The 14,708-nt window shown below is 66.8% G+C and carries 14 protein-coding genes; 9 read left to right on the top strand and 5 right to left on the bottom strand.

Annotated elements, in window-relative coordinates; genetic code table 11:
• Position 1: 1 nt before the first annotated feature.
• From hisH to ACFQEV_RS17110, 5 genes are all read left to right on the top strand, one after another.
• Positions 2–721, top strand: a complete 720-nt coding sequence (gene hisH, locus ACFQEV_RS17130; RefSeq protein ID WP_379698691.1) for an imidazole glycerol phosphate synthase subunit HisH — start codon at positions 2–4, stop codon at positions 719–721.
• Positions 722–781: 60 nt separating this feature from the next.
• On the top strand, positions 782–1,588 hold the full coding sequence (pheA, locus tag ACFQEV_RS17125; protein ID WP_379698690.1) for a prephenate dehydratase: 807 nt from the start codon (positions 782–784) through the stop codon (positions 1,586–1,588).
• Between the two features lie 74 nt (positions 1,589–1,662).
• Entirely contained in the window at positions 1,663–2,079 is a 417-nt protein-coding gene (locus ACFQEV_RS17120; protein ID WP_379698688.1) for an Hsp20/alpha crystallin family protein, read from the top strand.
• A gap of 127 nt (positions 2,080–2,206) precedes the next feature.
• Positions 2,207–2,650 carry an archaeal heat shock protein Hsp14 gene (gene hsp14, locus ACFQEV_RS17115; RefSeq protein WP_379698686.1) on the top strand — a complete coding sequence of 148 codons (444 nt, stop codon included), beginning with the start codon at positions 2,207–2,209 and terminating at the stop codon, positions 2,648–2,650.
• A 157-nt stretch (positions 2,651–2,807) separates the two neighbouring features.
• Entirely contained in the window at positions 2,808–3,239 is a 432-nt protein-coding gene (locus tag ACFQEV_RS17110) for a universal stress protein (RefSeq protein WP_379698684.1), read from the top strand.
• A gap of 29 nt (positions 3,240–3,268) precedes the next feature.
• On the opposite strand, the gene ACFQEV_RS17105 is transcribed toward ACFQEV_RS17110, so the two are convergent.
• Positions 3,269–4,474, bottom strand: a complete 1,206-nt coding sequence (locus tag ACFQEV_RS17105; protein ID WP_379698682.1) for an inorganic phosphate transporter — start codon at positions 4,472–4,474, stop codon at positions 3,269–3,271.
• Entirely contained in the window at positions 4,471–5,355 is an 885-nt protein-coding gene (locus tag ACFQEV_RS17100) for a universal stress protein (RefSeq protein ID WP_379698680.1), read from the bottom strand. Before ACFQEV_RS17100 ends, ACFQEV_RS17105 begins: the two co-directional genes overlap by 4 nt.
• 220 nt (positions 5,356–5,575) lie before the next feature.
• Here ACFQEV_RS17100 and leuS point away from each other — a divergent pair, with 220 nt between their 5' ends.
• The 3 genes from leuS to ACFQEV_RS17085 all read left to right on the top strand — a co-directional run bounded on the left by leuS (position 5,576) and on the right by ACFQEV_RS17085 (position 9,143).
• Positions 5,576–8,503 carry a leucine--tRNA ligase gene (gene leuS, locus ACFQEV_RS17095; RefSeq protein ID WP_379698678.1) on the top strand — a complete coding sequence of 976 codons (2,928 nt, stop codon included), beginning with the start codon at positions 5,576–5,578 and terminating at the stop codon, positions 8,501–8,503.
• A gap of 216 nt (positions 8,504–8,719) precedes the next feature.
• Positions 8,720–8,854 carry a hypothetical protein gene (locus ACFQEV_RS17090; RefSeq protein ID WP_379698676.1) on the top strand — a complete coding sequence of 45 codons (135 nt, stop codon included), beginning with the start codon at positions 8,720–8,722 and terminating at the stop codon, positions 8,852–8,854.
• A 70-nt stretch (positions 8,855–8,924) separates the two neighbouring features.
• Entirely contained in the window at positions 8,925–9,143 is a 219-nt protein-coding gene (locus ACFQEV_RS17085; RefSeq protein WP_379698674.1) for a DUF7535 family protein, read from the top strand.
• 6 nt (positions 9,144–9,149) lie between these two features.
• Here ACFQEV_RS17085 and ACFQEV_RS17080 read toward each other — a convergent pair whose 3' ends face one another.
• The 3 genes from ACFQEV_RS17080 to ACFQEV_RS17070 form a co-directional block, all read right to left on the bottom strand.
• Complete coding sequence (locus ACFQEV_RS17080; RefSeq protein WP_379699928.1) at positions 9,150–10,148, bottom strand: ornithine cyclodeaminase family protein; 999 nt, start codon at positions 10,146–10,148, stop codon at positions 9,150–9,152.
• A 320-nt stretch (positions 10,149–10,468) separates the two neighbouring features.
• A complete protein-coding gene (thsB, locus tag ACFQEV_RS17075; protein WP_379699925.1) occupies positions 10,469–12,103 on the bottom strand; it encodes a thermosome subunit beta in 1,635 nt (544 codons plus the stop codon).
• 292 nt (positions 12,104–12,395) lie between these two features.
• A complete protein-coding gene (locus ACFQEV_RS17070) occupies positions 12,396–12,569 on the bottom strand; it encodes a hypothetical protein (RefSeq protein ID WP_379698672.1) in 174 nt (57 codons plus the stop codon).
• Between the two features lie 265 nt (positions 12,570–12,834).
• Between ACFQEV_RS17070 and ACFQEV_RS17065 the strand changes: the two genes are divergently transcribed.
• Positions 12,835–14,673 (top strand): S8 family serine peptidase, encoded by a 1,839-nt coding sequence (locus ACFQEV_RS17065; protein ID WP_379698670.1) that lies wholly within the window; start codon positions 12,835–12,837, stop codon positions 14,671–14,673.
• The last annotated feature ends 35 nt before the right edge of the window (positions 14,674–14,708 follow it).

Raw genomic sequence — 14,708 nt, 5'->3', positions numbered from 1 at the left:
TATGAGCGCGCCGAACTCCGCCGCGGCCGAGCAGTCGCTCGCCTCGGTGGTCATGGTCGATTACGGACTGGGGAACCTGCGGAGCGCACAGCGCGGCCTGGAACGCGCGGGCGCGGACGTGACGATAACCGACGACCCCGACGAGTTCGCCGACGCCGACGGAATCGTCCTGCCGGGCGTCGGCGCATTCAGCGAGGGGATGGAGAACGCCGGGCCGTTCCGCGAACCCCTCGCGGCGGCGGCCGAACGCGGCCAACCCGTCTTCGGCATCTGCCTCGGGATGCAGATGCTCCTCACGTCGAGCGAGGAGGCCGATTACGAGGGCGAAGGCGAGGTGACCGGCCTCGACTTCGTCCCCGGCCGGAACGTCCGCTTCTCGCAGGGTCAGAAGGTGCCCCACATGGGCTGGAACGAACTGAACGTCGAACGCGATCACCCCCTCGTGGAGGGCGTCGACAGCGTTGCGTCGAAGACGCAACGAGCAGACGAACCCGCGAGCGGGTCCGTCGACGGAGAGTACGCCTACTTCGTCCACTCGTACTACGCGGTGCCGGACGACGAGAACGCCGTCGTCGCCACGACGGACTACGGCGTGGAGTTCCCGGCCATCGTCGCCAACGAGGAGGGCAACGTGTTCGGCACGCAGTTCCACCCCGAGAAGAGCGGCGAGACGGGGCTGACGATTCTCCGGAACTTCGTCGAACTCTGCGCCGAGCAGTAATCGGGCCGGACGTTCGCCCGCGACGACGGGCTTTTCAAACTCGGGGCTGAACGTCGCCGCATGCAGGCAGTCACGCTGGGTCCGGCGGGGACGTACTCTCACCGCGCCGCCCGAGCCGTCGCCGACGACGTGGAGTTCCGCGAGTCCGTCTCCGCCATCATCGACGCGGTGGAGGAGGGCGCGTACGACCGCGGCGTCGTCCCCATCGAGAACAGCATCGAGGGGAGCGTCACGGAGACGTTGGACGCCATCGCCGAGACGGACGTGGCGGTCACCCAGGAGATAGTCACGCCGATTCGCCACGCCCTCCTCGCGCAGACCGAGGAGTTCTCCGTGGTCGCCTCCCACTCGCAGGCCCTCGCGCAGTGTCGGTCGTACCTCGAATCGAAGTACCCGAACGCGAAACTCGAAGCCGTCGCCAGCACCGCCCGCGGCGTCGAACGCGCCCGCGACGACCCGAACGTCGCGGGAATCGGCCACCCGGACAACGCCGGCGGGACGCTCAACGTCCTCGCGGAGGACATCCAAGACCGCTCTTCGAACGCGACGCGCTTCTTCGTCATCGCGCCCGCGAGCGAACGCTCCGAGGCGGGCGGCAAATCCACCATCGTGGTCTACCCCAACGCCAACTACCCGGGACTCCTCTTGGAACTGCTGGAGGCGTTCGCCGACCACGACATCAACCTCTCGCGCATCGAGTCCCGCCCCAGCGGAAACCGCCTCGGCGACTACCTGTTCCACATCGACTTCGAGGCCGGCCTCTACGAGGACAGGGCTGAGGACGCCCTCGCGGAGGTCGAAGAGATAGCCTCCCGCGGGTGGGTCAAGCGCCTCGGTTCCTACGACATGCAGCACGTCCTCTACTGAGGCTCGTTCGCCCGCGACCCGTCGGGTCGACGCGAAAATCTTGAAGGAGTGACGGACCGAACTCCGAACCACTCATGGCGAAGTCGAACCCCTTCGAGGACGTAGAGAAGCTGCTCGAACGGCTGGACGGCCAGTTCGAGGCGGGCGGCGTCACCGGCCGCCGCGAAGTCGATATCGACGTGGCCGACCGCGGCGGCGAGTTCGTCGTCGTCGCCGACCTACCGGGGTACGAGAAGGGGGACGTGGACGTCTCCCTGTCGGACCGGCGACTCACCGTCTCGACGGAGCGAACGTCCGTCCACGACGCCGCCGACGCGCGCTTCCTCCGGCAGGAACGGACGCGCGAGGCCGTCTCCCGGAGCGTCACGCTCCCGGAAGCGGTCGTGGCCGACGAGGCGACGGCGACGTACGAGAACGGCGTCCTCACCGTCACGCTTCCGAAGGCGTCGGCGAGGCCCGAAGACGAGGGGACGAGCATCGAAGTCGAGTGACTCCCGTCGGAAACGAACGAAAGCCGGAATATCGGGCGATTCGAGCGCCGTACCGTGCGAACTGCACACGTAGTTACAACTACGTTTATGCTCTCACGCGACGTTAGTAGTAGTCGGTGACTCACATATGATGCCACGTTCTTCCCCCTTCGACGATTTCGAGACGCTGTTCGAGCGTATGTCCAAGCAGTTCGACGACATGAGCCGACAGTTCGAACGCTCGAATGTGGCCGGGATGGCCTCCGACGTCAACGTCGATATCGCCGACGAGGGCGAGGAGTTCGTCGTCGTCGCCGACCTGCCGGGGTACGAGAAGGAGGAGATCGACCTCACGGTGACCGAACGCGTCCTCACCATCGAGGCGACGCACGAGGACAGCGCGGAACACGACTCCGAGGAGTACATCCGCCGCGAACGCCGCCACGAGTCCGTGCGACGCGACGCCCGCCTCCCCGACGACGTCGTCGCCGACGAGGCGTCCGCCTCGTACAACAACGGCGTCCTCACCGTCACCCTCCCGAAGGTGACGACGGACGACGACGAGGACTCCCACCGCATCGACGTCGAGTGAGGACCGCGGACCGCCGACGTAGGAACGTCCACCACGCCAACCGACAACGTAGTAAGCTCACGTTCGTCCCACTCTTTCGTTTTTCAGTCACCCGCCGTCCGCTGAGCGTTCGCTCCCCTCGGCAGAGTACTTCCCTCTCCGCTTCGAAACTGACCGTATGGCTCCCTCGAACGTGTTGGTCCCGCTGGACGGCTCCCCGCTTTCGGACGACGCCTTGGTCCACGCGCTCGAAACGTTCGACTGTCCCGTCGCGGTGTTGAACGTGGTGACGCCGCTCGACGCGTCGATGAGCGAAGGCGGTATCCTCGACCCCGGCGAAGAGCGACGGGACGAGGCGAGAGCGAGAGCGGACGAGGTGGTCACGCACGCGAAGCACCGGGCGGCGGAAGCGGGACGGAGCGTCGACGTGACCGTAGAGACGGGGGACCCCGCCGAGACCATCCTCGACTACGTCGACGCGAACGACGTGGACCACGTGGTCATGGGCGGCCACGGGAGCGAGCGCAACGCACTCGCCCGCCGCCTCCTCGGAACCGTCGCGACGGTAGTCGTCGGCGAGGCCCCCGTGACGGTGACCGTCGTTCGGTAGTGCGCCTCGCTCGGGCCGTCAGAGGGCGATTACCCGCCGAGAACCGCGGCGAGCGCCCTGTAGACTCCGAACCCGACCGCCACCGACGTGACGAGCGTGATTATCCAGAACGCGAGGGTCACCCCGATTTTCCGGCGGGAGACGCCGGCGGACCCTCCTGCGAGGCCGCCGCCGATGACTCCAGAGATGATGATGTTGTTGAACGAGATGGGGATACCGAGCGCAATGGCGAGTTGGGCGATGACGAAGCCGGGGACGAGGGCGGCGATGGACCGACGAATCCCGAGTTGCGCGTACTCGCGAGAGGTTGCTTGGAGCAGTCGCGGTGCGCCCATCCACGCGCCCGCGAGGATGCCCGTCGCGCCGATGGCCAAGAGCACGATTCCGGGGAGGCCGAGTTCGACTCGGTAGAGGTTCTCGAGCGGTCCGGTCGCCAGTCCGACCTGGCTCCCGCCGCTCGAAAACGCGACGATGCTCCCGAGTGCGACGAGAAACGTTCTGACGCCGCCTTCGACTGACGCCTGCGTTCGGCGACGGATGAACTGGAAACTCGCGGCCGCGGCGAGTACCGACACGACGACGACGCCGAGTTCGACGCCGGCGACGGCGGGCGTGTCGACGAACCCCGAGAGGAACCTCGCGAGAGAGCCCTGCTCCTCGCCGGGCGGGGCGGGGATGATTCCCAGTTGGACGTTGGCGACGATACCGCCGACAAGAGCCGCCAACACCGGGACGCCGACCGTCTCGGGGATGTCGTCGCGGCGGAGTAGCGTGGCGGTGAGGTACGCCAAACCGCCGGAGACGGGCGGGACGAGTACCCAGAACGTCGCGATTCTGCGGTACGTGTCGAACGCCGGCGTCCCGCCGAGAGCGAGTCCCACGCCCACCATCGCGCCGGTCGTCGCGAACGCCGCCGGTACCGGATAGCCGGTGTAGACGCCGAACGCCATGAACGCCGTGGCGGTCAACAGGCCCGCCGTCGCGGCCAGCGAACTGAACGCGACGCCGTTTATCAGTCCGGAACCGACCGTCTCCGAGATACTGCCTCCCTGCGTGAGTGCGCCCAAGGCGGCGAGGAGGCCGATGAGGAACGCGGCGCGCATCGTCGAGATGGCGTTCGCGCCGATAGCGGGGGCGAACGGCGGCGAGTTGCTGTTGGCTCCGAGCGCCCACGCCGTCAAGAAGCCGGTGACGGTGGCTAAAAGGACGAGAATCCAGAAGACGGCGGCAGTCATCGTCGAAACAGTTCTCCGATGCGGTGAATCGGGCCGCCGACCACCGCACCGTCTCTGGCGAGGATGACCGTCTCGTCGGTCCGTCTGACGATTCGTCTCGCCACCGAACCGACGAGGCGACGCCGGAGTACGCCGCGTCGGGTCGCTCCCAACACGACCACGTCGTGGTTCGCCGCCTCCTCGCCGATGGCGTCCGTCGGGGTCGCGGCTTCGCGGACGACGGTCTCGACCGCCGGTTCGACGCCGGAGACGGTGACGAGCGCCCTGTGACCCTCCTCGGCGAACTCCGTCGCCGCCGCCGCGTCGGTTTCCGCGTCGGCCACCGAGAAGACGACCACCCGAGCGTCGTTCCGAACGGCGATGGCCGCTGCGATCACCGCCGCTGCATCGACGTGCGGTCCGCCCGCGACGGGGAGGAGGACGGAGTCGACGCCGTCGGCCTCGCGGCCGACGCGTTCGACGTACAGGTCGCACTCCGCCCGTTCGACGAGTGCGTCGACTGTCGTTCCGAGGACGGCGTCGCTCCGCCGCGAACGCTCCCTCCACCCGACGAGGAGCGCGGACGGGTCGCTCTCCCCGACTGCGTTCAGGAGGCCGCGCGTCGGTGACCGCGCGACGACCACGTCGCGTTCGACGGTGACGTCCGCCGGAGCGTCCGCCCGTTCGACGAGTTCGCCGCTGTCACCGGCGTACTCGCGGACGATGGTCTCGTCGTCGAACAGGCCGAACGGCGAGTCGTGCGGCTTCACCACGACGGTCACGAGACGCACCGTGCCGTCACCGAGGCGCGCGAGGTCACCGGCGGTACGAACTAACTGCTGGACGTGCGCCGGGTCGTCCAGTCCGACCAGCACCGGGCCGCCAGTTCCGTCGTCGGCCATAGGCGCGTACTTTCGGCCCCGCCGAGCAAAAGTGTTCACACGGTTCGAGGCTCCGAGAGACGGTAACCGACCCGTCGGCGACTGCATCTACGACTCCGAGGAACGCTCCGTCGAACGTAGTCGTCATTCGAGCGGAGAGTCAGCGGCGGAAGCGCCACTTGACAGCCGCGCGAGTCAGGTATAGGAGATATTTTAGGTCCGCACCCCTGACGACACAGACATGGAATACGACCCGCAGGAACTCGAAGAGCGATGGCGGGAGCGGTGGTCCGAGACGGGGCGGTACGAGGCCGACCCTTCGGAGGCCGACGACGGCGACGACGACCCCACGTTCATCACGGTTCCGTACCCCTACCCGAGCGGCGGGATGCACATCGGGCACGCGCGAACGTACACGGTGCCCGACGTGTACGCGCGGTACCGACGACAGCAGGGGGACAACGTGCTGTTCCCCATCGCGTGGCACGTCACGGGGACGCCCATCATCGGCGCGGTGGAGCGTCTGAAGAAGGGCGAGGAGAAGCAGCTCTCCGTCCTCCGCGACACCTACGACGTCTCCGAGGAGACGCTTCAGGAGTTAGAGACGCCGATGGGCTACGCCCGGCACTTCATCGAGGAGCACTACAAGAAGGGGATGAAGGACCTCGGGTTGTCCATCGACTGGCGGCGCGAGTTCACCACGAACGACGAGCGCTACTCGAAGTTCATCACGTGGCAGTACGAGACGCTGAGGGACCGCGGCCTCCTGGAGAAGGGCCTGCACCCGGTGAAGTACTGCACGAACGAGGAGCAACCCGTCACGACCCACGACCTGTTGGAGGGCGAAGAGGCGGAGTTCCAAGAGTACACGCTCGTGCGCTTCACACACGGCGACACCGTCGTCCCGATGGCGACGCTCCGCCCGGAGACGGTCCGCGGCGTCACGAACGCCTACATCGACCCCGACGCGGAGTACGCCTACGCCGACGTGGACGGCGAGGAGTGGTTCGTCTCCGCCGCCGCCGTCGAGAAACTCGACCTGCAGGGTCACGACGTGACGATGAACCGACTCCTGACCGGCGAGGAACTCGTCGGCGAACGCGTCGAGAACCCCATCACGGGCGAGGAGGTGCTCGTCCTGCCCGCCTCGTTCGTGGACGCCGAGAACGCGACGGGCGTCGTCATGTCCGTGCCGGCGCACTCCCCCGACGACTACGTGGCGTTGCGGGAGGCGAAAGCCGACGACGAACGGATGCGCGAGTACGGCATCGACCCCGAGGAGGTCGAGGCCATCGAACCCGTCCCCATCCTCTCCGTCGAGGGCTACGGCGAGATACCCGCCGAATCCGCCGTCGAGGAGGCGGGCGTGGAGTCCTCCGAGGACCCCGCCTTGGAGAAGGCGACGAAGGACCTCTACAACAAGGAGTTCCACGCGGGCCGTCTCAACGACGAGTACGGCGAGTTCGCGGGCGAACTCGTCGAGGACGTCCGCACGAAGTTCCGCGACGCCAACCGCGAGTCGGGCGCGTTCGGGACGATGCAGGAGTTCTCCGAGGACGTCGTCTGCCGGTGCGGCGGCGACGTCGTCGTCGCCGAACAGGACACGTGGTTCCTCCGCTACAACGACGAGGCGTGGAAGCGGAAGGCCCACGAACTCGTCTCCGAGATGGAGGCCATCCCGGCGAACACCCGCGACGAGTACGACCACACCATCGACTGGTTGAACGAGTGGCCGTGCATCCGTAACTACGGCCTCGGGACGCGCCTGCCGTGGGACGACGACTTCGTCATCGAACCCCTCTCGGATTCGACCATCTACATGGCGTACTACACCGTCGCCCACCGCCTGCGGGACGTTCCGGTCGAGGAGATGGACCGCGACTTCTTCGATACGCTGTTCTACGGTCCGGAGGCGGTCGAGGACGGCGAGGTGCCGGGCACCTCGGAACGTTCGAGCGGCGATGAGCCGCGAGAACCCGACGAGACGGCGTTGGACCTGCGCGAGGAGTGGGACTACTGGTACCCCGTCGACTACCGGTTCTCCGCGAACGACCTCATCTCGAACCACCTCACCTTCTACCTGTTCCACCACGCGGAACTGTTCGACCCCGCCGAGTGGCCGGAGGGCATCGTCATCATGGGCATGGGTCTGTTGGAGGGCCAGAAGATGTCCTCCTCGAAGGGCCACGTCGTCCTCCCCGGCGAGGCCATCGAGAACTACGGGGCCGACACCGTCCGCTTCTTCCTGCTCAACTCCGCGGAACCGTGGCAGGACTACGACTGGCGGGCCGAACAGGTCGAGTCCGTCCGCGACCAGTTGGAGCGCTTCTGGAACCGCGCCGCCGAGATTATTGAGGGCGAGATTCCCGAGGAGCGACCCGAACTCGCCGGCGAGGACCGCTGGTTGCTGTCGAAGCTCCAAGGCACCGTCCGCGCCGTCACCGAGGCGATGGAGCAGTCGGAGACGCGCACCGCCAGTCAGGCCGCCTTCTACAACTTCGAGGAGAACCTGCGCTGGTACCGCCGGCGGACCGACTTGGACCGCCCGGCGGCGCGGTGGACGCTGGCGCACGTCTTGGAGACACGCCTGCGACTCCTCGCGCCGTTCGTCCCGTTCCTGACGAACGAGCTCCACGAACGCCTCACGGGGACGCCCGCCGAGGACGCGCCGTGGCCGGAACCGGACGAGGAGTTCGAGAGCCTCGCCGTCGAAGTCGAGGAGGGGCAGGTCGAACGCCTCGTCGAGGACGTTCAGGGCATCCGGCGGTCGCTTCAGAACGCCGACGAGTCGATTCCAGAGGCCGACCCCGACCGGATTCGCATCACCGTCGCCGCCGACTGGAAGCGCGACGTCCTCGAAACCGTCGCCGACGTCGGCACCGACCAAGGGGCCGTCATGGGGGAGGTCATGCAGGACCCCGACCTGCGCGAACGCGGGAACGAGGTCAACGACCTCGTGCAGGAACTCGTCGAGTTCGCCCGCGGGCGCGACGAGGAACAGCTCGCCGCCCTCGCGCGGATAGACGAGGCGGCGACGTACGAACGCGCCGCGGCGTTCCTCGGCGACGAGTTCGACGCCGAGGTGGTCGTCGAAGTCGAGGGCGAGGACGCGGGCGAGACGAAGCAGGCGATCCCGCTCCGCCCCGCGATAAACCTCGAAGTCGAGTAAGCCGCGTCTCCCCGTCTCCGTCTCCCATCCGCGTCTTCGCTCTCCGTTTCCGTTCTCTGCCCCGCCCGACGCTCGTCTCCCGAGATGCCTCTCCTCGCGGTATCAGCCGTGATACCTCCGGTTCCTCGTCTCTGAGAACGGCCGTTAACGCTCCGAACAGTGCCGATAGGACGAAATTATCCCTAGACTTACAGTATCAGGGGAGAGAACGTGGGCATGCACTGCCGCGACTGCGAGGTGGAGATGCACCGGGCGGACGACAGAGTCGGTTCCGACTGCGCGGACAGGCGGACGTACGAGTGTCCCGAGTGCGGAGAGACGCGAGAATCCGCGCGGTGGCGTTCACTCTGAGTCGGTGATGCTCGAAGGGGGTTGACCGCCGCCGGCCGGTTTTTTCATGCAACCGCGCGTAGTGACCAGTATGAGCGACGAAGACCAGTCCGGACTGCTGAAACGCGCCTACAGAACGGTCACGCCCGGTTTCGGTTCCCACGAAGACCGGGGGATGGACTCGCTCGGGTGGACGATGTTCCTCCTCGTCGTCGTTCTCTTCATCCCCTTCTTACCGCTCTTGCTCGCCGTCTGGCTGGTTACGAAGGTTTTCGACGCCATCGCCGGACGCGGGAGCGCGGAGGAGTAACTCGACTCAGTCCCCGCCTGCGAGACCCAAGAGGTCGAACGGGTAGCCGTTGTCGTTCTCGTCGGCGTGTTCGTAGACGACGTGGGCGGCGGCGACGTCCTGAATCGCCAGTCCCGTCGAGTCGAAGACGGTGATGCCGTCGTCGCCGGTGCGACCCGCCTTCTCGCCGACGACGATCTCGCCTATCGCGCCGTAGATGTCGTCGTCGTCGAGGACGCCCTCGTTGTACGGGACGTTGATTTCGCCCGAGTGGGTCGTCTGCGCGTGGTCGTCGATGACGAGTTTGGCGTCCAGCAGTACCTCGTCTGCGAGTTCGTGTTTCCCCTCGGCGTCGGCACCCATCGCGTTGATGTGGGTGCGGTCGCCCACGGCGTCGCGCGGGACGATGGGCGATTCGACGGGCGTCACCGTCGAGAGAACGTCGCACCCGGCGGCCTCCTCGATGGACCCCGCACGCACGTCGAAGCGGTCCTCGAAGGCGTCGATGAAGTCCGCGACGCGTTCCTCGTCTACGTCCGAGACGACGACTTCCTCGATGTCTCGGACCGTCGAGATGGCCTCCAACTGCGTGTACGACTGGACGCCCGCGCCGACGATGCCCATGGAGGTGGCGTCCTCGACGGCGAGGTGGTCCGTGGCGACGGCTGCCGCCGCGCCCGTCCGCTTCATCGTCAGTTCGGTGCCGTCCATGATGGCGAGGGGAAAGGCCGTCTCCGGCGAGGAGTACACCATCGTCCCCATGACGGTGGGCAGGTCGTGTTCGTCGTTGTCGGTGTGGACGTTGACCCACTTGATGCCCGCGGCATCCCACTCGCCGGCGTCCATGTACGCGGGCATCGACCGGAAGTCGCCGTTGTACTGCGGGAGGTCGATGTAGGACTTCGGCGGCATCTGCGCGTCGCCGCGTTCGAAGGCGGCGAACGCCTCCTCGACGGCAGGGATGAGGTCCGCCATATTCGCGTTCTCGTGGACGTCTTCGCTGTTCAGGAGTAGCGTCTGCATGATGGCTCTCTGTTTCTGCGACCGCCACTTAGTTCATACCGAAATCGGATTCGACGCCACCGTAGCGGACTTATTTCGAACGCAGTCCGTATTTCGGTAGTTATCTCGGAAGTCGAGCAACGAAGCGCCCGCGGAGCGGAGCGAACGCGCCACTCGGCGCTGGCGGTGCGGAGTCGGCGAAAAATGGTGGTGTCGTGCGGTCGGCGCGCGGTGCAGGCGGGACGGGGTGTCGGTCGGCGTGTGAGTGGGGCTGTCGGCCTACTTCACATCCGCGTAGCCGAGTGAAACTCGGCTGCCTATGTGAAATCAGTCGAGGACTGATTTCACATAGCGCCGCCCATGCCGCCCATGCCGCCCATGCCGCCGCCGGGCGCGCCGCCCTCGTCGTCGTCGCCGCCGGTGCTCAGGTCGCCCGCGGCGATGATGTCGTCGATTTTGAGGACGAGGTTTGCGGCCTCGGTGGCGGAGGAGATAGCCTGCTCCTTCGCGTGGGCGGGTTCGACGATGCCCGCCTCGAAGGTGTCCTCGACGTCGCCGCTGAAGACGTTCAGACCGGCGCGCTTCTCGCCGTCCTCGTGGGCCGCGCGGAGGTCCACGAGCGTGTCGATGGAGTCGAGACCGGCGTTCTCCGCGAGGACGCGGGGGACGAGTTCGACCGCGTCGGCGAACGCCTCGACCGCGAGCTGTTCGCGGCCGGAGACGGAGTCAGCGTAGTCGCGGAGGCGCGAGGCGAGTTCGACCTCGATGGCGCCGCCGCCCGCGAGGACGCGGCCGTCGGAGACGGTCGTCGCGACGACGTTGAGGGCGTCCTCGACGCCGCGTTCGAGTTCGTCGACGACGTGGTCGGTCGAACCGCGCAGCAGCATCGTGACGCCGTGGAAGTCGTCGCCGACGCCCTCGACGTAGAACAGTTCGTCCTCGTCGTCGCGGCGGACGTTCCCGGTGCCGAGGTCCGCGGCTTCGAGGCTGTCGAGGTCGGAGACGACGTTGCCGCCGACGATGTTCTTGAGGAAGCCGATGTCGGACTTCTTCGTCCGGCGGACTGCGAGGATGCCCTGCTTCGCGAGGTAGTGCTGGGCGAGGTCGTCGATGCCCTTCTGACAGAAGACGACGTCCGCGCCGGACTCGGCTATCTTGTCGACCTTCTCCTTCAGCTGCTTCTCCTCTTGGTCGAGGAACTGCTGGAGTTGGTCGGGGCTCTCGATGCTGACCTGCGTGTCCACGTCCGTCTCCTCGACCTCGATGGGTTCGTTGAGGAGGAGGATGTTGGCGTCCTCGAAGGTGACGGGCATGTCGTCGTGGACGGGGTCCTTGTCGATGACCGCGCCGTTGAGCAGCTCGGACTCGGCGGCGGAGCGGCCCGTCTGCGTCTCGATGGAGACGTTCTCGAGGTCGACGACGTAGGAGCCGTCGTCGGCTTCGACGGTGATCTGCTGGACCGCCTCGACGATGATGTCGGCGAGAAGCTCCTTGTTGAGTTCGGAGCTCTTGCCGGTCATCGACGTCTCGGCGACCTTCTTGATGATCTCCTCGTCGTCGGGTTCGACGTCCTCGGCGATGTCGTCGATCTCCTCGCGGGCCTGCTGGCTGGCGAGGTGGAAGCCCTTGATGACCGCCGTCGGGTGGATGTCCTGTTCGAGGAGGTCCTGCGCGTTCTTCAGGAGTTCGCCCGCGATGGCGACGGCCGTCGTCGTCCCGTCGCCGGCCTCGTCCTCCTGGGTCTCGGCGACTTCGACGATCATCTCGGCCGTCGGGTTGTCGATGTCCATCTCCTTGAGGATGGTCACGCCGTCGTTCGTGATGGTGACGTCACCCATCGAGTCGACGAGCATCTTGTCCATCCCCTTCGGCCCGAGCGTCGAACGTACGGCCTCCGCCACAGCACGGGCGGCAGTGATGTTGTACTCCTGCGCGTCGCGGTCCTTGACGCGCTGGGCGTCCTCTCCCATGATGATCATGGGCTGACCCTGCTGCATTCGCTGACTCATAGTTCACCGAGAGATTGTTTGTGATTCTATATAAGTTTTGGGTTTCGGATAACCGGGTCCCTTGTCACCACCACGCACGGTAAGTCGGAGAATTACTTCGTCGCGGCGGTTACCTCCCGGTTCGGGGGCCTCCGTCGCGCTCGACGACCGTTCGGTCGAGGCGAACGATGGGACAGATTTATGTAAGAGACTGCCGGTCGGCGGTGGCGCGAACGGCGCGAAAAAGGGACGTATCGGGGACGGCGGCCTGCGGACCGGCGGCCTACTCCTCTTCCGGAAGGTCGTCCGTCAGAAACGGCGTCTCGGGAGTCGCCTCGAACGGCGGGAGTTCGTCGTCGGACTCCACGGCCTCTATCTCGTGCGAGTAGAGACGCTCTTGGAGCTGGTTCCTCTTGTTGCGGCCCTTCCGCTCCCGGCCATTCTTTGTGTCTGGCATTGTCAACCGTGCTAACGACACCCGCGGTGATGAATGTTTGGGTGACCGACTCCCACCCTCGTCGGGCGGCGAGTCGTTTTCCCTCTTCCCTCCGATTTCAGCCGTTTCAGGCCCCAAAATGGTTAAAGAACGTGTAATATCCTATAAATATACATTCTCTAAGTCAGTAGATTTATTATCTATCTTATTTCGTATATTTCTACATCTTGCGTTTGCCGTTCCTCGCTGAAGGAGGGGCAAACGTAGGATTTCGAACACCAACCAAATGACAAACGCTAATCAAATCAGCCGTCGCCGGCTCCTCACGCTCGCCGGCGCGGGAATCGGTATCGGTGCTGCGGGGTCGGGCGTCGCAAGCGCGTCCCGAGGGCGGTACGTCGTCGGCACCGCCTCGAAGGGGGCGGCCCGGGAGGCGCGCAGACGCGCGTCGTCGGTGAAACGCGTCTTCGACTTCGGCGACATCGGTCACGCCGTCGCGGGCACCTTCCCGGAGGAGGCCCTCCGCGGACTGTCTCGACGCCCCGACGTGCGCTACGTCGAACCCGACGGCGTCGTCCGCGCTATCTCCGGACTCGCGGACGCCACCGAGGGAACCTCGGTGAGCAGTCACACGCAGTCTGACGACATCGACGCGCGTTCGAGCGAAGTGCCGTGGGGCGTCGACCGGGTGGACGCCGAGAAGGTCGCCGACGCGGCGACTGGATCCGGGTCCCACGTCGCCGTCATCGACACCGGCATCGACAACGACCACCCCGACCTCGCGGACAACCTCGGCGAGGGCGTCGCTTTCACCGTCGGGACGGACTGGCGCGACGACTCCAGCACGGACCCGAGCGACTGGGACGACGGCAACGGGCACGGGACCCACGCCGCGGGTATCGCCGCCGCCGTCTCGAACGGGGAGGGCGTCGTCGGCGTCGCCGCGGGCGCGACGCTGCACGCCGTCAAAGTGCTCGAAGACGACGGCAGCGGAACGTACTCCGACGTCGCGGCCGGCATCGAGTACGTCGCCGACAGCGGGTGGGACGTGGGCAGTTTGAGTCTCGGCGGGACGCTCTCCTCCACCATCGAGGACGCGTGCAACTACGCCGCTCAGAACGGCGTGCTGTTGGTCGCCGCCGCCGGAAACGAGGGGTCGGACGTCGCCGCGACCGCCCCCGCCGCGTACGATTCGGTCGTCGCGGTCAGCGCCACCGCCGCCGACGACTCGGTCCCCGAGTGGTCGAACTACGGCGACGAGATCGAACTGGCGGCCCCGGGCGTCGAAATCCCCTCGACGCACAGCGACGGCGGGTACGCGGTGCTCTCCGGCACGTCGATGGCCTGCCCGCACGTCGCGGGCGCGGCGGGCCTCCTGATGGCCGCCGGGCACTCGAACGCGGACGCACGGACGCGCCTGCGGGACACGGCGGAGGACGCCGGTCGAACCGGGCACGACGTGCGCTACGGGTACGGCATCCTCGACGTGGAGGCGGCTGTCGGCGGGACGACCGACGACGGGTCCGCGGACGACGGGAGCGGAGACGACGGGTCGGCCGACACGACGCCGCCGTCGGCACCGACGAACCTCTCGTCGCCGGCCCGCACCCACTCGACGGTCGAGTTGGCGTGGGACGCGGCGTCGGACGACGTCGGCGTGGACCACTACGACGTCTACGCGGACGGCGCCGCACTCGGCGAGTTGGCCGGCACCGCCTGCACGGTCACGGGACTCGACGCCGGGACGACGTACGAGTTCTTTGTCACGGCGACGGACGCCGCGGGTAACGAGTCCGACCCCAGCGAAACCGTCGCGGTCACGACGGAGGCGTCCGGCGGGACGGCACCGGTCGTCGATACGTTCGCCGTCGGGTCGGACAGTCCGAACAACCCCCACGCCGAAGTCGAAGTCGAGTGGGGCGTCTCCGGTACCCCCGACTCCGTGGCCGTCGAACTGTACCGAGGGAGCGTCGAGACGGGCGAGTCGCCCCTCGCGCGGTGGACCGGCGCGACCGGGAGTCGCACCTTCACCGAGAAGTTCGGGTCGCCGACGGAGTACACCGTCCGACTGATCGGGTCGAACGCCGCGGGCGAAACCGTGGCGACGCGCCGCCTGACGGCCTGAACCCCCCGGCGGTTCGCTCCGCGTCTCCTATTTCT

Source organism: Halopelagius fulvigenes (assembly GCF_042662625.1).
Lineage (GTDB): Archaea > Halobacteriota > Halobacteria > Halobacteriales > Haloferacaceae > Halopelagius > Halopelagius fulvigenes.
This window is presented reverse-complemented; position numbering and strand designations above follow the sequence as displayed.